This is a genomic window from Amycolatopsis sp. NBC_00438 (assembly GCF_036026695.1).
Lineage (GTDB): Bacteria > Actinomycetota > Actinomycetes > Mycobacteriales > Pseudonocardiaceae > Amycolatopsis.
Window position 1 is genome coordinate 3,684,020 of record NZ_CP107923.1, and the last position, 18,672, is coordinate 3,702,691.

Sequence of the window (18,672 nt, forward strand, 5' to 3'; positions counted from 1 at the left end):
GGCGGTTGAGCGCGCCGGTCACTCCTGGTTATGATGCAGTCGTATCACCAACGGGAGGGGACCGGGTGAAGTTCGACGTGCTGCAGGTCGTGGGGATGGTGCTGGTCGCGGTCGGCGCGCAAGGAGCGATCCGCCTGCTGATCGACCACGGGAAGCTCGGCCTGCTCGGCTGGCTCGGCGCGGGGTTCGCGGGAACGCTGGCCTGCTACGTCGTCGTGGCGGCGATCGGCGTGGTCCTGACGGGGTGGGCCCACGACCGCGCCAAGGCCGCCGGCCGCCGGAAGTAGCGGCGTCCGATCGCCGGGGCGGCGAGCGGAATCGTCCGGCTGGGGCATGGCCCCGAGGTGACGACGGAGGATCCGGGACGCTGAGCGGCCGGAATCCTCCATCGCCGAACACCGATGGCCCCGGACGTGACCCGACCCTGAGGCTTCAGGCCGTGGCAAGGGTGCGCGTGAACCGGGTGCGCAGTTCGCCGATCCCCTCGATCCGGCTGACCAGCACGTCGTCCGGCCCGAGGTACCGCGGCGGGCTCATCCGGTTGCCCACCCCGGCCGGGGTTCCGGTGAAGACGAGGTCACCCGGCAGCAGCGGGCAGATCGCCGACAGCCGGGCGATCAGCTCCGGCACACCGAAGATCATCTCGCCGGTCCGGGCCTTCTGGACGACCGTGCCGTTCAGCTCGGTGACCAGGCGGAGGTCGCCGGGGTCGGCGAACTCGTCCGGCGTCACCAGGGCCGGGCCGGTCGGGCCGAAACCGGGGAACGACTTGCCGAGCGAGAACTGCGGCGGCGTGCCGAGCAGCTGCACACCCCGCTCGGACAGGTCCTGGCCGACGGTCAGCCCGGCGACGTGCTCCCAGGCGTCCCCGGCGGCGATGCGGTGGCCGCCGACGCCGATCACCGCGACCAGCTCGACCTCCCAGTCGACGCGGTCGCCGGGCAGCTCCACCGTGGTGTCCGGGCCCGTGACGCAGGTCGGGAACTTGGTGAACACCAGCGGATCGGCGGGCGGCCGGTAACCCGCCTCGGCGGCGTGCGGCGGGTAGTTGAGGGCGATCGCGAAGACCTGGCGCGGCCGCGGCACGGGCGCGTCGAGCGCGCGGCCGGCCAGGGGCTCGGCCGCGGGCAGCACGGCGTTCGCCGCCCATACCCGGAACGCCGTCCACTGCTCGAGCACGACCATCGGATCGGGGCCGAACCGGCCGTCGCTGGCTCCGGCGACGTCGATGACGCCGTCGCCGGCCACCAGGGCGGCCCGGCCGTCCACTGTGGACAGGCGCATCAGACCCACTGGTCCGCGGCCGGCGGCGGGGTGCCGTGGGCGTCCTGCCAGGACACGACCGGGTTGCGCAGCACGCCGATGCCCTCGATCTCGGCCTCGACGACGTCGCCGGGCTTGAGGTAGTTCGCGAACGGGTCTTCGGTGCTCGCCGCGACACCGGCGATCGTGCCGGTGGTGATGAGGTCGCCCGCGCTGTAGGTCTGCGGCGAGTGGTAGGCGATCAGCTGCGGGATCGACACGGACATCCGCCCGGTGTTGGACTTCTGCCGGATGTCGCCGTTGACCCGCAGCTCCATGTCCAGGTTGTGCGGGTCCTCGATCTCGTCGGCCGTCACGATGTACGGGCCGATCGGGCAGAACGTCTCGATGGCCTTGGAGAAGGAGAAGACGCCGGACTCCATCTCGCGCCGCTGGATGTCGCGCGCGGTGATGTCGTTGAAGACGAGGTAGCCGCCGATGTGCTCGGCCGCCTGCTCGGCGCCGAAGAACTTGCCCGGCTTCCCGAGCACGATCGCCAGTTCGAGCTCGTAGTCCAGCTCGGACGTCAGGTGCGACGGGTAGACGATCGGCTCCTCCGGGCCGATGATCGCGTCGACGTTCTGGAAGAAGACGATGCCCTTGTTCACCGGGTGCGACCAGTTCACCCGGACGAGGTCCTCGTGGTGCTCGCGGAAGTTGCCCGCGGTGTGGAAGAACTTCTTCGGCACGATCGGCGCGCGCAGGCGCACGTCGGCCAGGGGGTAGCGGCGGCCGGTCTCGGGCACGGCGCGGTCGCGTTCGAAGAACTCCCGCGTCGAGGCGGTGTCGAGTTCCAGCACCTGGTCGTCGGCGATGCGCCCGACCTGGTTGTCGTTGAAGGTGACGAGCTTCATCGGAGTCCACTTCCTGCGGGGTCGGCCACGCGGAACACACGCAGCTGGAGGGCCAGCGTCGCGTAGTAGCCGACCAGAGTCGTCAGCTCGACGGCCATCCGGTTGCCAATGATTGGCACGACCTCGGTGTAGGTCACGTCGTCGACGTCCTCCTCGCGCAGCAGCGCGGACACGAACCGCAGCGCGGCCCGCTCGGTCTCGTCGGCCAGGTCGGGGAGCACGCCGGCGCGGACGGCCGCGACCTGCGCCTCGGTGAGCCCGGCGGCGAGCGCGTGCGGCTCGTGGGCGTACCGCTCGAAGCCGCTGTCCCAGCGGGCCGCGACGGCGAGGATCGCCAGCTCCCGGATCCGGTCCCCCAGCGTCGTCTCGTACCGGATCGCGGCGCCGAGCGCCTGCAGCGCCTGCCCGGCCGGAGGTGCGAGGAGCATCGCGTTGAACGGGCCGGCCAGGCGCCCGGCGTCGTCGGCCAGCGGAAAGCGCTGCGGCCCGGCCGCGCGGGGCCCGCCGGTGATGGCGTCGTACAGCGCCCGTTGCGCCGGGTCGAGGCGGTCGGGGGTGAGGTGCGGCAGCCTGCTCATGCCGCCATCCCACCAGCGGCCGCGGGCCGGCAGGCCCGGATCTGCCAATCAATGGCACGGCCGTTCCCCGTCCCGCGCTCCGGACCTAGCGTCGGGCGGACCAAGGACGGTGAGGGAGCGCGTGGTGGACTGGCTCGGGTTGGGCGGGCGGAAGGCCCTGGTGGCCGGCGCCGGCGGGATCGGCGGCGGGATCGCCGCCGCGCTCGCCGAAGCGGGGGCCGAGGTCGTGGTCGCCGACATCGACGAACAGCGGCTGGCCGCCGTCGGGACCAAGACGCTGCGCGCGGACCTGACCACCGCCGAGGGCAGCCGGGAGTGCGTCGCCCGGGCCGCCGGGATGCTGGACGGGCTCGACATCTTCGTGCACGCGGTCGGCGTCAACGACCGGCGGCCGGTGCTCGACACCCCGGACGAAGTGTGGGACGACATCGTCACGCTCAACCTGAACAGCGCGTTCTGGACCGGCAAGGCGGCGGGCGAGCTGATGACCGCGGCCGGGCACGGCCGGATCGTCTACCTGTCGTCGGTGTCCGGCCTGCTCGCGCACCCGCACCACGCGCCCTACGCCGCCACCAAGGGCGGGGTCAACCAGCTCGCCCGGGTGATGGCCCGCGAGTGGGCGGCCGGCGGCGTCACGGTGAACACCGTCGCGCCCGGCTACACCGAGACCGGGCTGACCCGCCACCACCTCGAGAAACCCGGCGTCCGCGACGACCTGACGTCGCTGGTCCCGGCCGGGCGCCTCGGCACCGTCGACGACCTCGTCGGCCCCGTCCTGTTCCTCTGCTCCGACCGTTCGGCGTTCGTCACGGGACACGTCCTGTACGCCGACGGCGGCCGCACCCTCGTTTAAGGAGTTTCTGTGCGATTCACCGACAAGGTCGTCCTCGTCACCGGCGCCGGCACCGGGTTCGGCGCCGCGATCGCCGTGCGCGCCGCCCAGGAGGGCGCCGACGTGGCCGTGCACTACCGCGGTTCCCGGGAGGGCGCCGAGCGCACCGTGGAACGCGTCGAAGCGCTGGGCCGCAAGGCGTTCCTCGTCCAGGCCGACATCGCCGAGCACGCGCAGATCCGCCGGATGGCCGACGAGGTGTGGAGCCACTTCGGCCGGGTCGACGTCGCCGTGAACAACGTCGGGGACGTCGCCCGGGACCAGATGTCGTGGCGGGACATCACCGAGGAGTCCATCGACCACGTGCTCGCCGTGGACATCAAGGGCACGCTGCTGTGCACCCACGAGTTCGGCGACCGGATGCTCGCCCAGGGCGGCGGCGCGATCGTCAACATCGGCTCGACCGTCGTCGCGCGCGGCAGTGCCCGCGCCCCGCAGTACGCGGCGGCGAAGTACGGGATCATCGGCCTGACCAAGTCGTACGCGCACGCCCTCGCCCCCACCGTGCGGGTGAACGTGTTCGCGCCGGGCTTCATGGAGACCGAAGCGACGCTCGGGCGTGAGGACTGGAAGACCGGCCGGGCGGAGAAGCTGCGGGACGCGACCCCGCTGGGCCGGATCCCCGGCCCGGAGGAGCTCGCCGGGACCGCGCTGTTCCTCGCGTCCGAGGACGCGAGCCACATGACCGGCAGCTTCATGGTCGCCGACGGCGGTTACAACATGATCGGCGCCTGATTTCGTCATGTCGTCATTTCGTCAGTGAGGACGAGCAGATGAGCGAACCCAGAGTGGTGTTCACCGGCGGCCGGGTGTTCGACGGGACGGGTTCGCCGGCCGTGCCGGGTGACGTCGTGGTGCGCGGCGACCGGATCGAAGCCGTGCGCGCGGGCGTCGAACCCGAGCCGGGTGACCAGGTCGTCGACTGCCGCGGCGCGACGGTCATGCCGGGTCTGGTGGAGTCGCACGCGCACCTGACGTTCCCGTCCGCCGTCGGGCACGTCGACCCGTCGTTCAACCCGCCGCTGGACGTGTCGTTCTTCCACCACATGCCGACGCCGGACGAGCACCTCGCGCTCGCCGAACGCAACGCGCGGATCCTGCTGGACCACGGCTTCACCAGCGCGTACTCCGCCGGCTCGCTGACCCCGGTGCCGACCGAGGTGCGGCTGCGCGACCGCATCGCCGCGGGCCTGACCGCCGGCCCCCGGATGCGGGCGGCGTCGTTCGAGCGGGACAACAACCCGGTGCAGATGGGCCCGGACGGCCCGACACCGAAAGAAGTCGGCCCCGAGGCGGTCCGCGCGTTCATCCGCGAGCAGGCCGCGCTCGGCTTCGACAGCGTCAAACTGCTGATGAGCAACGACGACGTCTTCTTCGAAGGCGGCTCGATGGTCACCCAGTACAGCGCGGAGGAAGCCGCCGCGGCGGGCGAGCAGGCGCGGGAGTCCGGTGTCTGGCTCAACTGCCACGCGCAGTCGCCCGAGTCGATCAAGCTGGCGGTGCGCAGCGGGTTCCGGTCGGTCTACCACTGCTCGTACGCCGACCAGGAGGCCATCGACCTCCTGGAGGAGCACAAGGACGAGATCTTCCTGTCCCCCGCCGTCGGCATCATGTGGGCCAACGTCCACGAGGGCGCCGAGTTCGGCATCGACGCCGGGCTGGCGGAGAAGATGGGCTCGGTGAAATCGCTCGCCGCGATGGAGCAGCTGTACCCGGAGCTGCGCAAACGCGGCCTGCGGGTGCTGCCCGGCGGCGACTACGGCTTCCCGAACAACCCGATCGGGCGCAACGCGCGGGACCTGGAGCTGTTCGTGCGGTTGTTCGGCTACTCCCCCGCCGAGGCCCTGCGCGCCACGACGCAGTACGGCGGCCAGGTGCTGGACATGCCGGTCGGCGTGCTGACGGAGGACTACCTCGCCGACGTCCTGGTGGTACGCGGCGACCCGACTGCGGACGTGACGGTGTTGCAGGACAAGGACAACCTCCTGGCGATCATGCAGGGCGGCCGGTTCCACAAGGCGCCCGCGTGACGGTCTACCGCGAAGTCCCGGGCTTCCGGCCTCTCGAACTGGACCTGCACCTGCCCTCCGGTCCCGGCCCGCACCCGGCGATCGTCTACCTGCACGGCGGCGGCTGGCGGCGCGGGTCGCGCCGGACGACGATCCCCGCGTCGCTGTGCTCGACGTTGGCGGAGCGGGGTTTCGCGGTGGCCGCGGCGGACTACCGGCTCAGCGGCGAGGCCCGGTTCCCGGCCCAGCTGGCCGACGTCCGCGCGGCGGCCGCGTGGCTGCGGTCCGAAGTGGACTGTGCCGGGACGTTCCTGTGGGGCGAGTCGGCGGGCGCCCACCTCGCCCTGCTGGCGGCGCTGGACGGCGGCGACGTCGACGGCGTGGTGGCGTGGTTCCCCCCGACGGATCTCCTGGGCCTGCCCGCCGACGTCGCCGAAGCCGGCGGCGGAGCGGACGACTCCCGGGAGACGGACCTGCTGGGCGTCGCCCCTTCGGCGAACCCCGAGCGGGCGCGGGCGGCGAGCCCGCTCAGCTTCGTGCGCGGCGACGCCCCGCCGATCCTCCTGATGCACGGCGACGCCGACGACCTGGTACCGCCGGCCCAGAGCGAGCGGCTGGCCGCGGCGTTGCGGACGGTCGGTGCGCCGGTGGAGCTGGACCTCGTGCCGGGCGCCGGGCACCGGTGGACCGACGCCCGGGACGTCGGCGCGCTGGTGGACCGCTCGGTGAAGTTCCTCGACGGGCTCAGCTGACGCGGCCGCGCTCTGCCGCCGGGGCAGCCGACGGCAGTCCCAAGAAGCCGTGCAGCATCGAGCGGATCCGCACGTGGTGCACGTCCACCCCGGCAGCGGCCAGCGCACCCATGAAAAGGCCAGGCGGATCCCGACCGCGGTGTACTCCGCCCGCACGATCCCGGCGAACTCGCGCACGAGGTCCTCGTCGTCCAGGGCACCGAACCCGAGCGGTTCCGGCCAGCGCGAGCAGCCATCGGGTTCTCGTTCGCCGAGTGCCGCGGGTCCGGCGCGTGGCACAGCGGTCCGGCTTTCTCCGCGACGGTCATCCGGGCGAGCAGGTCCCGTATCCGCTCTTCCACCGGGCGGCGGGGGTCTTCGTACGGGGCCATCACCCCGTCGCCGTCGAGATCGCGGAAGGCGACGCCGCTGTCATCGCGCGGAGGAAGCATGGCGCCGAGGATGACCGCACGCGGTCCGGCACACCTACGTCCCTGCCATTGAATGGCAGGTTCAGGCGCGGCCCCGGGCGGCCCCCAGCTCCCGGGAGATGCCCCGCGCCGTGGTCTGCACCGCGAGCCCCAGGCGGCGTGGCTGCGCGACGCGTTTCGGCACCAGCACTCCCACGACGCCCACCACGAGGTCGTCGCGGTCGAACACCGGCGCGGCCACGGACACGATCGACTCGTGCTCGTCCTCCCGCCGGAAGATCGCCAGCCGCTCCCGCCGGACGTCGGCCAGGGTGCGCCGCAGGACGTCCTCGGGGATCAGGCGGTTGTCGGGCTCGCTGTAGACCGGTTTGGCGAGCAGCTCTTCCTGGACTTCTTTCGGCGCGAAGGCGAGCAGCGCGAGCCCGACTCCGGTGGAGTGCAACGGAAGCCGCCCGCCGATCCGGTAGTCCACCGGCGTCGCCTGGTGGGCCGAGAGCCGTTCGACGAGCATCGCCTGCATCCCGTCGCGGACGGCCAGCTGGACGTGCTGGTGCGTCACCTCGGCGAGGTCGTTCAGGAACGGCAGGGCCACCTGCCGCAGGCCGTGGCCGCGCGGCGCGAGCGTCGCGACTTCGAGCAGCCGGAGCCCGACGCAGAACCGCCCGGCGTCGTCCCGCTCCAGCGCACCCCAGTCCACGAGGCGGTTCGCGAGCCGCAACGCCGAGCTCGGCGGGATCCCGGCCCGCCGGCTCAGCTCGGCCAGGGTGAGCGCGCGGTGCTCCGCGTCGAACGACGCCAGCAGGGAAAGCGCGCGGTCGACCACCGGTTCGCCGTGGGCCGGACGGCGGCCGCGCACCCGCGCCGGCTCGGTCATGTCGGCGTCGACGTTCCATTAATTGGCATCTCTCTCACGGTACACCGCGGCGGGCGCTCATCCTTCCCCGCAGGTCAGCCGACCGAGCCGCGAAAGGTGCCCGACGATGAGTACTTCTTTCCGCCGAGAGTCCACGTCCACCGGAACGGAGTTCGCCGTACCCCGGCGCGGATTCCTCTTCTTCTTCGCCTTCGCCGCGGGATGGCGGTGCTGGTCCCGGCCGGTGCTGACGCCGCCGGTCAAGGCGACGCTGCTCGACCCGGCCGGCGGCACCACCGGCGAAGGCCCGGGCGGCACACGTTCACCGCTGCGGTGTGTCCACAGTAGACGCCCGCCACGCCCACGCGGCGAGCACCGACGAGAGCACGACCACCCCGACGCCGAGCGGCACGTGCACCGCCCGGTTGCCCATGCCGCCGAGCATCGCCTGCACGAAGACCAGCACGACCAAGACCCCGCTCGCCCACACCGGCCATGCGGGACCACGCCCCCGCCGCCGCACCACTGCGGCGACGACCAGCTCGGCGACCGCGAACACGGCCACCGGGATCGCCCCGGCCCCGTGCAGCGTCCGCGCCGACGCCACCCCTTCGAGCAGCTGCCCCGCGGTGGCCGCCTGCACCAGGAGGAGAAGCACCTCCCCGGTCGCGACGACCCGCATCGCCCGGGCCCAGCCCGCCGTCGTCCGCTGTTCGCCGAGCTGTGTTCCGGTCATGAGCGCCACCTCTGATCCACTGCGGATGTGTTGACGCGCACAGTGTCCCGGGGCAAGCGCACCACCGTCGCCGGTCGAGAGGCGGCTTCGCGGCTACGTCCGCTGCCGTACGCGTGAAGTCGCCCTACGCACGCTGCGGTACGGATAGCCTGGACCGAACCGGGGAGGGCGGGTGCTTCGTGGCTGACGAGCGCGGCCGGATCAGGCGGTCCCTGATCCGGCTGATCAACGACGACAACCTGGATCTCTACCTGCTCGGCGTGGTGGCCCTGGCGTTCACGGTACTCGGGGCGACCGGCATCTCCGACGTGAAGACGCTGTCGTCGGTGGTCCTCGCGCTGCTGGCGCTGCTCGCCTTTTCCCAGATCCGCTCGCGACGGCTGACCGAGCAGATCCGGAGATCGCACCAGGCCGACCCGACGGCCCTGTTCAAGACCCGGTTCCCGGCCGGCCTCATCACCCGGCGGGCCGACGCGTTCGACATCCTGCTCATCGGCCATTCGATGACCAGGACCGTCCAAGGCATGCGCAGCGACATGCGCGCCATCCTCGAAGCCGGTGGCCGCATCCGCGTGCTCGTCCTCGACCCGACCGATGAAGTGCTCATCGAAACGGCCGACCGGCGCATCTCGCAAACCCTCGCGCCCGGCCGGCTCCGGCAACGGATCATGACCACGCTGGACGACCTCACGACCCTGCGGAGCAAGACAAGCGGCCGGCTGGAGGTGCGCGTCTCCTCCCGGATCTCGTCCGCAGGCTTCAACTGCCTCGACGCGTCCGGCCCACGCGGGATGGTCTGCGTCCAGCACTACGAGTACCACCCGATCGGCGAAGCGGCGCCGGTGTTCGTCCTCGAACCCGAGCACGCTCCCTGGTACCGGCACTTCGCCGCGGAGGCGGAGCGGCTGTGGGAGGCCGGCACCCCCTGGCCGCTGTCGCCCGCCCAGCAGCTCACCCGCACCCGCCGCCCGGCCTTCAGCGAGAGTTTCGGCCCCGAACTGGACCGGGCGATCGAGAACGCCGCCGACCTGACCATCACGGGCACGGCCCGCAACGCCTTCGTCAACAACAACTACACCAAGCTGGAAAGACTCCTGAAGGCCGGCACCGCGATCAGGTTCGTCCTCATCGATCCCGACTCGACCGCGATCGACGCGGCCGCGTCGCGCTACTACGCGGAACGCTCGCCCGCCGGCGCCCGGGAACGAGTGCGCCACACGCTGAGGCTGCTGGCGGAGCTGAAGTCCGCGACCGATGGCGACTTGACGGTCCGGCTCGTGGCGCACCCGATCGCAGTCGGCGTCATCGCCGCCGACAGCCGCCCGGACCACGCCGGGCCCTTGGCCGCCGTCTTCGCCGAGTACTACACCTACCGATCCGCCGAAGAGCCGAAGTTCGTGCTCCAGCCGGGTGCACCCGGATACCGGACGTTCGTCGACGAAGCCGAAGCGTTGTGGAACAACGCCACACCCCATGACCTGACCGGAAGCGCGCTCCCGGACTAGCCGTGCCGGGCCCGTCGCAATGTGGACCGCGCCCAGGGCCAGGGCTGGTTGCCGCGGTAGTAGCTCACCTGGAGGGCGCCGTTGACCGCCGCGCAGGTGAGGGTCGGGACCGTGTGGATCCGCCGCAGCCGGGGTACCGAGCGCCAGTCCGCGGGGCCGCCGGCGACGCGGTTGAGGACGAGGCCCGTCAGCGGGCGTCCGATGAGGACGGTCGTCACGCAGACGGCGATGACCGCGAACGGGATCAGCGCGGGGATGAGGAAGAACCCGCGGGCCGGGTCGCGACGATGGCCGCGGCCCTGAAGCAGGGTCTCGCCGCGGTATGAGCGGCCTACGCCTCGTCCCCGGGCGGATAGGTGAACCTGGTCAGCAGGTCCAGCAGTTTCGCCGGCTCGCCGGCGCGCAAGTGCGAGACCAGCTCTTCGGCCGGGGCGAGCGCGGCCTCGTGCGCGGCGTCGAAGGCCTTGACGCCGTCCGGGGTGATCTCGACCTCGCGCACCCGCCGGTCCCCCGGCACCGCATTGCGGACCGCGAACCCCTTCGCCTCCAGGTCGTCGACGACCCGCATGATCCCGGCCTTGTCGGAACCGGTCGCCTCGACCAGGTCCCGCTGCGTCGTCGGCCCGCGGTCCACGAGGATGACCAGCACGGCGAAGTGCCGCAGCTCCAACCCGTGCGGGCGCATCGCGGCGGCCATCGCCCCCGCCGCCCGGGCGTGCGCCCGGCGCAGCAGCAACCCCAACGCGAACGGGGACACGTCCCCCGGGCGGTCGGTGGCGCGGGTCCTGGACTTGGCGGTCATGCGAGCACCCTACCCCCACGGGTATCGGATGATACGGTTTCATTCGATACGGAACGGCGGTGGTCACGATGATCGGCCTCGGCGTCGCACCCCGCGCGGGCGAAGTCGCCGCCCCCGCACCCGGCGACGACCTCGTCCCCTGCCCGGACGTCGTGCTGGACCGCGGGTTCACCCTGAACGCGCCGCCCGAGCGGGTCTGGCCGTGGTTCGCCCAGCTCGGCAAGAACCGTGCCGGCTGGTACCTGCCCACCTGGGTCGAGGCGCTCCTCCCCCGGCGCCGCCGCGCGCTGCGTCACCTCGATCCCGCGCTGCAGCACCTGAGCCCGGGCGACGTCATCGACGACTGGGGCGGCCGCGACGCGACCTTCGAGATCGTCACCCACGACCCGCCGCACACCCTCGTCCACCGCTCCACCCGCGGCCGCCTGGAGATCAGCTGGGCGATCCGCCTCACCGGCGACGGCGACGGCACCACCCGGGTGCACCTCCGGTTCCGCCTCAGCGGCGCACGCCGCCCCCGTCTGGTCGAATACGGCGGCGGGTTCGTCGACCTGCTGACCGTGGCCGGTCTCGCGGCCGGTCTGCGCGACCGGCTGCGCCCGGCCTGACCCGGGCGTCGGTGCGTCCGTCAAGGATTTCCGGTTGCCGTCTTGAATTCTTCGCGCCTGGCCGGTGACTTTCTGCGAGCGAACCAGACGATGAAGACGATCACCGGCAGCCCGGCGAGGCCGAGCCACCACCACCCCGACGTTCCGGCCGCGGCCGTATCCGGGTGCTGGGCGAAGCCGAGGCCGCCGTCGCGCTGGTACTGAGAGCCGGGTTGTTTGTCCGCGTACCGGTCGTGGACCTGGCGCTGGTAGTCCGCCAGCGGCACGAACGCGCCGACCGGCGTCTGCGGCAGGCTGGCCTGCAGCAGCCGGACGCCGTCGGCGCTCAGCGCGTACCAGCCGTTGATCTGCGGCTCGTCGAGCAGGACGGCGCCGGCCGGCAGCCGGGTGCCGAGCCGGGTCTCGTCGTCCCCGGACAGGACGCTGCCGACCCGCCACCCCGCCGCGCCGGGTGCGGCCTGGATGGTGGCGGTGCGGCCGTCCTGGGCGCGCGCGACGACCGCGACGTACTCGAGGACCGCCACCCGGCCGGCACCGTCGCCCCGCACGAACGCCGGGTCGAGCGTGTAGGCCGGGACACCCGTGTCCGCCACGGTGATGACACCCGGGTCGGGCTGACCAGGTCTGCGGAAGTTGGTCCTGGCGAAGCTGATCGCCTCGGCCGAGTGGGCCGCGGTCACCGCCGCGGCGACCTGCGCGCCCGGCAGCGGCACCCACGCGGGTGGCGCGGCCGAGGCCGCCGCGCCGAACCCGGCCGAGCTCGCCAGCGCCAGCAGCACCGCCGTCAGGACCTTCACCGCAGACCTGGTCATGGCCTAGCTCACCGCCCGCCCGTGATGCCGACGACCGTGTCGCCCCAGGTGAACTCGCTGTTGCGCAGGTAGTCGTTGTAGGACTGGGTGCGGTAGCGCTGGTAGGTCGGCCACGGGTCGCCGACGTCCATCGACTGGTTGCCCGCGTCGTAGCCGTAGATCACTTCGGCGTGGCCGCCGCCGGAGGTCCAGTAGATCCCGGTGAGCGCCGGGTTGCCGGCGTCGATCTGCTGGGTGATCGTCGAGAACGACACCGCTCCCCCGGCGCTGCTGGCGGAGAACCCGGTGCCGCGGAACCCGTTGACGATCTCGCCGATCTGCGCCGCCTGGTTCGGGCAGTTGCCCGCGGTGGTGCCCTTGCCCGCGGCGCAGAACTGGTCCTGCGACGTCGACGCGCCGTGGAACTGCTCGATGCTGGCGCCGTCCGCGGCCCAGCACCATTCGTCGTTCTGCTGCACCTGCTGGCTGTAGTCGAGGCTGCGCGCGGCCCTGGCGTCGCGGGCCGCGTTCGCGGCGGCCGGGAGCCGCAACGCGCTGTTGTCGGTGAGCGGGTGGGTGAGCGTCACGCCGTTCGGCGCCGCCGGCGCGACCGGCTGGGCCCCGGCCACCGGGGTCAGCGCGAGCGTGGCCGTGACCACGACCGCACCACACGTGAGAACCAGGCCCATCATTCGTTTGTCCAGCGCGATGACCACGAGCTTCTCCTTGCGCAAAAGGGAAAGGGGGACGACGGGGAACGGTTCCGGACCCATTCCGCGGCAACTTCGCCCCACCACTGTGCGACAGGAGAAAATCTCCAACAACCGACGCAAGTCGGTAAACGATGAGTAAACGACCGGCGCGCCGTGCCGTGGCCCGCGTCACATATCCGCTGGTCGGGACGCTGCCGTCCCGGCGGGCGGCAGGTGCGGCCGTCTCGGTGTTATGCCAGGTGTTATGGGTGCGGGCCGGCCTCGCCGCGTGCGGTTTTCCGGGCCTTTCGGTTCCCGGCGGCGGGCGGGCTGACAGACTCGACCGGTGATCCTCGGATACGTCCTCGCCCTGCTGGCCGCCGTCGCGTCGGGCAGCGGCTCGATCCTGGAGTCCGCCGGGGTCCGGCGGGCCGGTGCCTACGGCGGCGCGCCCCAGGACCTCGTCGCTCTGCGCGGCCAGCCGCTGTACTTCCTCGGCGTGGGCGTGGACCTGCTGGGCTTCATCTTCGCCGCCGCGGCGCTGCACCGGCTGCCGCTGTTCCTGGTCCAGTCGGTGCTGGCCTTCAGCGTCGGCGTCACCGCGACGATCTCCGCGTTCCTCGGCATCCGGCTGGCCTCCGCCGGCTGGGCCGCCCTGGGCGTCGGTGCGACCGGCCTCGTCCTGCTGGGCCTGTCCGCGGACCCGGGTCCGGCGCACCTGCTGCCCACCTTCGGCAAGTACCTGCTGCTGGCGGCGGCGGTGCCGATCGCGGCGACCGGCTTCTACGTCCAGCGCCACGACCACCGCTGGTCGGCGCCCGTGCTGGGGTTCTGCGGCGGCCTGGGCTTCAGCGTCGTCGGCATCTCGGCCCGCACGCTCGACACCTCGGGCCCGGCCTGGCGCCTGGCCCTGGAGCCGGCGATCTGGGCGATGATCGCCAACGGCCTGGTCGCCGCGGTGGTGTTCGCGATGGCCCTGCAACGCGGCCGCGCGACCGCCGTCACGGCGACGATGTTCACCACCAACACCGCCGTGTCGTCGCTCATCGGCGTGACGATCCTGGACGACCGGGTCCGCGACGGCTTCACGGTCGCGGCCATCGCCGGGTTCGTGCTCGCCGTCGCCGGCGCGATCGGCACCGCGCACTACGCGGCCGCCCACAAGGCACCCGCCAAGGAGACCGCGGAACCGGTCTAGCCTGCCGCAGGGGATCACCCGGCGCCGGGTGGCCGGGCTGCGCCGCGAGGAGATCGCGCAGCTGCCGGCCGGGTCGAACTCGTGCCCGGCGACCGTCAGGCTTTCCGGTGGCGCCCTTGATGACCGCCTCGTTCGCCGCGCGGACCGCCGCGAAGTCCATCTTCTTCACCTGCCGGTCGTAGGTGAAGAAGCCGTTGGCCTCCTTCTCGACGTCAGTGGTCTGCGTGTAGACCCCGGCCGAGACGCCGCACCGCTGGGCGACCAGCACCGTGTTGGCCACTCCGGTCGGCATGGCGGCTGACGGACGGGCCCGGCGACGCACCGCAACGGCCACCACGCGACGCTAGGCCGGGACTACCCCGGCTTTGAAGCCCGCCGCCGCGGCGAGGCCGGGGAGGTCGGCGGCCCGGGCGTGCGGCAGGAGCACCAGCGGGTAGCAGTCGGATTCGATGTCCAGGACGGCGAGCGCGGTGCCCGTGGCCGCCAGCTGCCCGCCCGCCAGTTCGAGGAACTCGAACGTCGGCAGGTCCGCTTCGGCGAGCGACGCCCAAGCGCTGTCCTCGGCCGGCGCGGACCGCAGGGCGCGCAGCCGGCCGACGATCTCGTCCGGCGCTTCCTTCCAGTCCACTTCGGCCAGCAGCCCGTGGTCGGCGAGCGCGTCCACGAGAGCGATCCAGGCGAGTTCGGGCAGCGGTTCGTCGATGCCGCGCTCGTCGAGGCTGTCGGCGTGTTCCCGCAGGTAGGCGTCGGGATCGTCGTGCGCGGCCGCGGCGCGCTCACGCACCTGCGGCACGTCCGGCGCCAGCAACGCGGCCACGGCGATCAGGGCTTCGCGAGCGGTCATGAGTGTCCTCCCAGGACGCCCATGATCGCACCCGGGCCGACGAATGGCGGCTTGACCCCCGCCACGTTCAGGAGTCACATGTACGCCGTGATCCGACTGCGCTCGTCCGCCGTGCTCCTCGCCCTCGCCGGCCTCGTCGCGGCCCCGGTGCCCGCACTGGCCGCCGCCGCTCCCGCTCAGGCCGGCCCGTCTCTGGGCTTCGACCTGGACGCGGCCACCATCCCCGAGCTCCAGCAGCGGATGGACCACGGCCGGCTGAGCGCCGTGGCACTGACGACCGCCTACCTCCGCCGGATCGACGCGCTGGACGGCAAGATCCACTCCGTCGTCGCCGTCGACCCGACGGCGTTGCGCGCGGCCGCCGCCAGCGACGCGCGCCGCCGCAGCGGTCACTCGCTCGGGCAGCTCGACGGGATCCCGGTGCTGCTCAAGGACAACATCGACACCCGGACGCTGCCCGCCACCGCGGGTTCACGCGCCCTGCCGCGCAGCCGGCCGGCGGCCGACGCCGCCCTCGTGGACCGGCTCCAGCGCGGCGGCGCGGTGATCCTCGGCAAGACCAACCTCTCCGAATGGGCCAACTACCGCTCCACGAACGCGACGTCGGGCTGGTCCGGGATCGGCGGCCAGACGAACAACCCGTACGTCCTCGACCGCAACCCGTGCGGCTCCTCCTCGGGCTCCGGCGCCGCGGTGGCGGCGAGCCTGGCGCAGGTGGCGATCGGCACCGAGACCGACGGCTCGATCGTCTGCCCGGCCGGCGCCAACGACGTCGTCGGCGAGAAGCCGACACTGGGCCTGGTCAGCCGCACTGGCGTCGTGCCGATCTCGGCCGAGCAGGACACCGCCGGGCCGCTGGCGCGCCACGTCGTCGACACGGCCATCACGCTGTCCGTCCTGCAAGGACGCGACGCCGCCGACCCCGCGACGGCCGCGATCCCCGCGGGCCAGCCGAAGGACTACGCGGCCCTGCTGCGCCCCGGCGCCCTGCGCGGCGCGCGGATCGGCGTCTGGCGGAAGGCCGGCCAGGACGCGGACGTCGACCGGGTCGTCCAGGACGCCGTCCGCACGCTGACGTCCCGCGGCGCGACCGTCGTCGAGGTCGACCTGCCCTACCAGGATGAGATCGGCGCGGCCGAATCCCCGGCCCTGCTCACCGAGTTCAAGCGCGACGTCAACGCCTACCTCACCCACCGGCCGGGCCACCCCGCGAACCTGAACGAGCTGATCGCGTTCAACAAGAAGGACCCCATCGAGCTCTCGAAGTTCGGCCAGGAGCTGTTCGAGCAGGCGGCGGCCGCGCCGGCCCCGACCGACCCCACCTACCGCGCCCAGCGCGCCACGGCCACGTCGCTGGCGCGCCGCTCGATCGACGAAACCCTGGCGGCGCACCACTTGGACGCCATCGTGGCGCCGACCAACAGCCCGGCGTGGAAGACGACCTACGGCACCGGTGACGCGTTCGTCCTGGGTTCCTCGACCCCGGCGGCCGTCTCGGGCTACCCGAACGTCTCGGTCCCGGCCGGCTTCGCGGGCCCGCTCCCGATCGGCATCTCGTTCTTCGCCGGACGCTGGGCGGACGCGCGGATCCTCGCGCTGGCGGCGGCGTTCGAGAAGGCCGCCCCGGCCCGGAAGGCACCCACCTTCATCCCGTCGATCGGCTGACCGTCCACAGCGGACTACCGGGCGGCGCGGTACTGCGACGGGCTGCTGCCGCGCGCCCGGCGGAACGCCGTGCCCAGGTGCTGCGGGTGGCTGAACCCGGCCACCGCCGCGAGCTGGTCCACGGTCACCGGGTCCCGCAAGTTCCGCCGGACGTGGGCGTCCAACCGTGACAGTGTCCCGGCCAGCAGTCCGGCGGCGGGCGTACACGTCGATCATGGGCATGGTGGTTCTCCGTTTCGACCGGTCCAGAGCGGTTCAGCGGTGCAGTCATCCTCGAGTGGCCCGGCGGCGGTGCACTTCCACGAGGCCGCCGTCTGCTACACCTGAGCGTCAGGAAACGAGGAGGTGGCCGGAGTGGCCGATCTGCTGGGACCACGGATTTCCGGGCCGGCGCGACTGCGGGACCTGCTGGCCGGCGAGGAGATCGTCGTCGCGCCCGGAGCGTATGACGCGCTGAGCGCCCGGCTGGTCGAGGCGGCCGGGTTCCCCGCCGTCTACATGACCGGGTTCGGCACGACGGCGTCGCTGCTCGGCCGGCCGGACGTCGGCCTGCTGACGATGACCGAGATGGTCCAGGCGGCGAGCCGGATCCGGTCGGTGGTCGAGGTGCCGGTGATCGCCGACGCCGACACCGGCTACGGCAACGCCCTCAACGTGATCCGCACGGTCCGCGAGTACGAGGCCGCCGGCGTCGCCGCGATCCACCTGGAGGACCAGGTCGCGCCGAAGCGCTGCGGGCACCTGGAAGGCAAGCGCGTCGTGCCCGCCGAGACGATGACCGACCGGATCCGGGCGGCGGTCGACGCGCGGTACAACCCGGACTTCGTGCTGATCGCGCGCACCGACGCCCGCGCCGTCGAAGGCCTCGACGCCGCGATCGACCGCGCCCGCCGCTACTCCGACGCCGGCGCCGACATGCTCTTCGTCGAGGCGCTGCAGTCCGAGGCCGAGATCGAACGGGTCGCCGACACCTTCCGCGACGTGCCGCTGCTGTTCAACTGGGCCGAGGGCGGCAAGACGCCGCCGCTGGGCCGGGATCGCTTGCGGGAGCTGGGTTTCCGGCTGGTGATCTGTCCGATCTCGACGCTGCTGGCGGCCACCGAGGCGATGCGGTCCGTGCTCGCTCGCATCGCGCAGGACGGCACTCCGGTCAACGCCGTCCGGGACCTGCCCGGGCTGACGGACTTCGCCGAGCTGGTCGGCCTGCCCGAGATCGAGGACATCGGCGACAAGTACGGCCAAGGCTGACCCGAGTGTTGTGCCCTGCATCACTCCTCTTGACGACTCTAAGACGACCGGTCATATTGAATCGAGCGAAGAGAGGACGAGGACATGAGCGAGATCAAGCCCCGGTTCCGCAGCGTCGACGGGCTGTCCGTCCGGTACGCCGAGAGCGACGGGCCGCACGAAACCGAGGCGATGCTGCTGAGCCCCTGGCCGGAAAGCCTGTACGCCTTCGACGCGAGCTGGTCGCGGCTGGCGGAGCACGCCCGCCTGGTCGCCGTCGACCTGCCCGGGTTCGGGCACTCCGAGCTGCGGGAGGACATGCTCGCACCGCAGGCGATGGGTGAGTTCGTCGTGCGCATCGCCGACGAGCTGGGCCTGGCGAAGCCGCACGTCGTGGGGCCGGACGTCGGCACCAGCGCGGCCTTGTTCGCCGCGGCCCGGCACCCGGGCCGGTTCGCCACGGTGACCGTCGGCAGCGGCGGGGCGTCGGTCCCGCTGAACCTCGGCGGCGTGCTGGACGAGTGGGTGCGGGCCGAGGACCTGGCGCCGTACCGGGCCATGGGACCCAAGGACATCGTGCGGTTCGCGCTCGGCACCATCGAGGGTTACGAGCTGCCCGACGTCGTGCGCGAGGACTACCTGGCCGCCTACCGGGGTCAGCGGTTCGCCGACCAGATGCCCTACGTCCGGGCGTACCCGACCGAACTGCCGATCCTCGGCGACCTCCTGCCCGGCATCGAAACGCCGGTCCAGATCGTCGCCGGCGGCAAGGACCCGGTCGTACCGGTGGCCAACGCCGAGTACCTGCACGAGCGGCTCCCCCACAGCAAGCTCGACGTCCTCGACGCGGGTCACTTCACCTGGGAGGAAGCCGCGGCCGACTACGCCCGCGTGACCACCGGCTGGTGGCGGGCTAACATTTGACCGGGCGTAGACGACCGCCCATATTGCACG

Annotated in this window: 22 protein-coding genes; 11 read left to right on the forward strand and 11 right to left on the reverse strand. The window is 72.4% G+C overall.

Going from position 1 to position 18,672, the window contains the following annotated elements:
- The first annotated feature begins 65 nt into the window (after positions 1-65).
- On the forward strand, positions 66-287 hold the full coding sequence (locus tag OG494_RS16275; RefSeq protein WP_328456525.1) for a hypothetical protein: 222 nt from the start codon (positions 66-68) through the stop codon (positions 285-287).
- Between the two features lie 145 nt (positions 288-432).
- On the opposite strand, the gene OG494_RS16280 is transcribed toward OG494_RS16275, so the two are convergent.
- From OG494_RS16280 to OG494_RS16290, 3 genes are read right to left on the reverse strand one after another with little or no spacing between them, the layout of a single operon-like run.
- The gene (locus OG494_RS16280; RefSeq protein ID WP_328458952.1) at positions 433-1,284 is read right to left on the reverse strand and encodes a fumarylacetoacetate hydrolase family protein; all 852 of its coding nucleotides are present in this window, start codon (positions 1,282-1,284) and stop codon (positions 433-435) included.
- Entirely contained in the window at positions 1,284-2,156 is an 873-nt protein-coding gene (locus OG494_RS16285; protein WP_328456527.1) for a fumarylacetoacetate hydrolase family protein, read from the reverse strand. The genes OG494_RS16280 and OG494_RS16285 overlap by 1 nt, the downstream gene beginning before the upstream one ends.
- On the reverse strand, positions 2,153-2,734 hold the full coding sequence (locus OG494_RS16290; RefSeq protein WP_328456528.1) for a carboxymuconolactone decarboxylase family protein: 582 nt from the start codon (positions 2,732-2,734) through the stop codon (positions 2,153-2,155). Before OG494_RS16290 ends, OG494_RS16285 begins: the two co-directional genes overlap by 4 nt.
- 124 nt (positions 2,735-2,858) lie before the next feature.
- On the opposite strand from OG494_RS16290, the gene OG494_RS16295 reads away from it, so the two are divergent.
- The 4 genes from OG494_RS16295 to OG494_RS16310 are packed head-to-tail and all read left to right on the forward strand — an operon-like array spanning position 2,859 to position 6,387.
- Positions 2,859-3,587: an SDR family NAD(P)-dependent oxidoreductase gene (locus tag OG494_RS16295; protein WP_328456530.1), complete on the forward strand. Its 729-nt coding sequence runs from the start codon at positions 2,859-2,861 to the stop codon at positions 3,585-3,587.
- Between the two features lie 9 nt (positions 3,588-3,596).
- Positions 3,597-4,361, forward strand: coding sequence for an SDR family NAD(P)-dependent oxidoreductase (locus tag OG494_RS16300; RefSeq protein WP_328456532.1), 765 nt, complete (start codon positions 3,597-3,599; stop codon positions 4,359-4,361).
- 38 nt (positions 4,362-4,399) lie between these two features.
- On the forward strand, positions 4,400-5,656 hold the full coding sequence (locus tag OG494_RS16305) for an amidohydrolase family protein (protein ID WP_328456534.1): 1,257 nt from the start codon (positions 4,400-4,402) through the stop codon (positions 5,654-5,656).
- A complete protein-coding gene (locus OG494_RS16310; protein WP_328456536.1) occupies positions 5,653-6,387 on the forward strand; it encodes an alpha/beta hydrolase fold domain-containing protein in 735 nt (244 codons plus the stop codon). Before OG494_RS16305 ends, OG494_RS16310 begins: the two co-directional genes overlap by 4 nt.
- A 492-nt stretch (positions 6,388-6,879) precedes the next feature.
- Here the strand turns inward: OG494_RS16310 and OG494_RS16315 are convergent, their stop codons facing one another.
- Positions 6,880-7,671, reverse strand: coding sequence for an IclR family transcriptional regulator (locus OG494_RS16315; protein WP_328456538.1), 792 nt, complete (start codon positions 7,669-7,671; stop codon positions 6,880-6,882).
- A gap of 301 nt (positions 7,672-7,972) precedes the next feature.
- Positions 7,973-8,386: a hypothetical protein gene (locus OG494_RS16320; RefSeq protein WP_328456540.1), complete on the reverse strand. Its 414-nt coding sequence runs from the start codon at positions 8,384-8,386 to the stop codon at positions 7,973-7,975.
- A gap of 179 nt (positions 8,387-8,565) precedes the next feature.
- Here OG494_RS16320 and OG494_RS16325 point away from each other — a divergent pair, with 179 nt between their 5' ends.
- Entirely contained in the window at positions 8,566-9,891 is a 1,326-nt protein-coding gene (locus OG494_RS16325) for a DUF5919 domain-containing protein (protein ID WP_328456542.1), read from the forward strand.
- Here the strand turns inward: OG494_RS16325 and OG494_RS16330 are convergent.
- Positions 9,888-10,199 carry a DUF3159 domain-containing protein gene (locus tag OG494_RS16330; RefSeq protein WP_328458953.1) on the reverse strand — a complete coding sequence of 104 codons (312 nt, stop codon included), beginning with the start codon at positions 10,197-10,199 and terminating at the stop codon, positions 9,888-9,890. The genes OG494_RS16325 and OG494_RS16330 overlap by 4 nt on opposite strands.
- Before the next feature lie 23 nt (positions 10,200-10,222).
- A complete protein-coding gene (locus tag OG494_RS16335) occupies positions 10,223-10,693 on the reverse strand; it encodes a MarR family winged helix-turn-helix transcriptional regulator (protein WP_328456544.1) in 471 nt (156 codons plus the stop codon).
- A gap of 68 nt (positions 10,694-10,761) precedes the next feature.
- On the opposite strand from OG494_RS16335, the gene OG494_RS16340 reads away from it, so the two are divergent.
- On the forward strand, positions 10,762-11,301 hold the full coding sequence (locus OG494_RS16340) for an SRPBCC family protein (RefSeq protein ID WP_442874483.1): 540 nt from the start codon (positions 10,762-10,764) through the stop codon (positions 11,299-11,301).
- Positions 11,302-11,321: 20 nt separating this feature from the next.
- Here OG494_RS16340 and OG494_RS16345 read toward each other — a convergent pair whose 3' ends face one another.
- Positions 11,322-12,113 (reverse strand): hypothetical protein, encoded by a 792-nt coding sequence (locus tag OG494_RS16345; RefSeq protein ID WP_328456548.1) that lies wholly within the window; start codon positions 12,111-12,113, stop codon positions 11,322-11,324.
- Positions 12,114-12,121: 8 nt separating this feature from the next.
- The gene (locus OG494_RS16350) at positions 12,122-12,865 is read right to left on the reverse strand and encodes a papain-like cysteine protease family protein (protein ID WP_328456550.1); all 744 of its coding nucleotides are present in this window, start codon (positions 12,863-12,865) and stop codon (positions 12,122-12,124) included.
- 265 nt (positions 12,866-13,130) lie between these two features.
- Between OG494_RS16350 and OG494_RS16355 the strand changes: the two genes are divergently transcribed.
- On the forward strand, positions 13,131-13,982 hold the full coding sequence (locus OG494_RS16355) for a hypothetical protein (RefSeq protein WP_328456552.1): 852 nt from the start codon (positions 13,131-13,133) through the stop codon (positions 13,980-13,982).
- A gap of 343 nt (positions 13,983-14,325) precedes the next feature.
- On the opposite strand, the gene OG494_RS16360 is transcribed toward OG494_RS16355, so the two are convergent.
- A complete protein-coding gene (locus tag OG494_RS16360) occupies positions 14,326-14,826 on the reverse strand; it encodes a DUF6630 family protein (RefSeq protein ID WP_328456554.1) in 501 nt (166 codons plus the stop codon).
- A gap of 78 nt (positions 14,827-14,904) precedes the next feature.
- On the opposite strand from OG494_RS16360, the gene OG494_RS16365 reads away from it, so the two are divergent.
- Entirely contained in the window at positions 14,905-16,491 is a 1,587-nt protein-coding gene (locus OG494_RS16365) for an amidase (protein ID WP_328456555.1), read from the forward strand.
- A gap of 14 nt (positions 16,492-16,505) precedes the next feature.
- On the opposite strand, the gene OG494_RS16370 is transcribed toward OG494_RS16365, so the two are convergent.
- Positions 16,506-16,655 (reverse strand): helix-turn-helix domain-containing protein, encoded by a 150-nt coding sequence (locus tag OG494_RS16370; RefSeq protein WP_328456557.1) that lies wholly within the window; start codon positions 16,653-16,655, stop codon positions 16,506-16,508.
- A gap of 190 nt (positions 16,656-16,845) precedes the next feature.
- On the opposite strand from OG494_RS16370, the gene OG494_RS16375 reads away from it, so the two are divergent.
- Both OG494_RS16375 and OG494_RS16380 read left to right on the forward strand, forming a co-directional pair.
- Complete coding sequence (locus OG494_RS16375) at positions 16,846-17,739, forward strand: isocitrate lyase/PEP mutase family protein (RefSeq protein ID WP_328456559.1); 894 nt, start codon at positions 16,846-16,848, stop codon at positions 17,737-17,739.
- 84 nt (positions 17,740-17,823) lie between these two features.
- Positions 17,824-18,642 (forward strand): alpha/beta fold hydrolase, encoded by an 819-nt coding sequence (locus OG494_RS16380; protein WP_328456561.1) that lies wholly within the window; start codon positions 17,824-17,826, stop codon positions 18,640-18,642.
- Positions 18,643-18,672: the final 30 nt, after the last annotated feature.

Excerpts from the sequence above, each read along its gene's own strand:
- OG494_RS16345 (WP_328456548.1), bottom strand. The coding sequence starts at position 12,113 with ATGACCAGGTCTGCGGTGAAGGTCCTGACGGCGGTGCTGCTGGCGCTG.
- OG494_RS16335 (WP_328456544.1), bottom strand. The coding sequence starts at position 10,693 with ATGACCGCCAAGTCCAGGACCCGCGCCACCGACCGCCCGGGGGACGTG.
- OG494_RS16290 (WP_328456528.1), bottom strand. The coding sequence starts at position 2,734 with ATGAGCAGGCTGCCGCACCTCACCCCCGACCGCCTCGACCCGGCGCAA.
- OG494_RS16305 (WP_328456534.1), top strand. The coding sequence starts at position 4,400 with ATGAGCGAACCCAGAGTGGTGTTCACCGGCGGCCGGGTGTTCGACGGG.
- OG494_RS16360 (WP_328456554.1), bottom strand. The coding sequence starts at position 14,826 with ATGACCGCTCGCGAAGCCCTGATCGCCGTGGCCGCGTTGCTGGCGCCG.
- OG494_RS16340 (WP_442874483.1), top strand. The coding sequence starts at position 10,762 with ATGATCGGCCTCGGCGTCGCACCCCGCGCGGGCGAAGTCGCCGCCCCC.
- OG494_RS16365 (WP_328456555.1), top strand. The coding sequence starts at position 14,905 with ATGTACGCCGTGATCCGACTGCGCTCGTCCGCCGTGCTCCTCGCCCTC.
- OG494_RS16315 (WP_328456538.1), bottom strand. The coding sequence starts at position 7,671 with ATGACCGAGCCGGCGCGGGTGCGCGGCCGCCGTCCGGCCCACGGCGAA.
- OG494_RS16320 (WP_328456540.1), bottom strand. The coding sequence starts at position 8,386 with ATGACCGGAACACAGCTCGGCGAACAGCGGACGACGGCGGGCTGGGCC.
- OG494_RS16350 (WP_328456550.1), bottom strand. The coding sequence starts at position 12,865 with ATGGGTCCGGAACCGTTCCCCGTCGTCCCCCTTTCCCTTTTGCGCAAG.
- OG494_RS16285 (WP_328456527.1), bottom strand. The coding sequence starts at position 2,156 with ATGAAGCTCGTCACCTTCAACGACAACCAGGTCGGGCGCATCGCCGAC.
- OG494_RS16280 (WP_328458952.1), bottom strand. The coding sequence starts at position 1,284 with ATGCGCCTGTCCACAGTGGACGGCCGGGCCGCCCTGGTGGCCGGCGAC.
- OG494_RS16380 (WP_328456561.1), top strand. The coding sequence starts at position 17,824 with ATGAGCGAGATCAAGCCCCGGTTCCGCAGCGTCGACGGGCTGTCCGTC.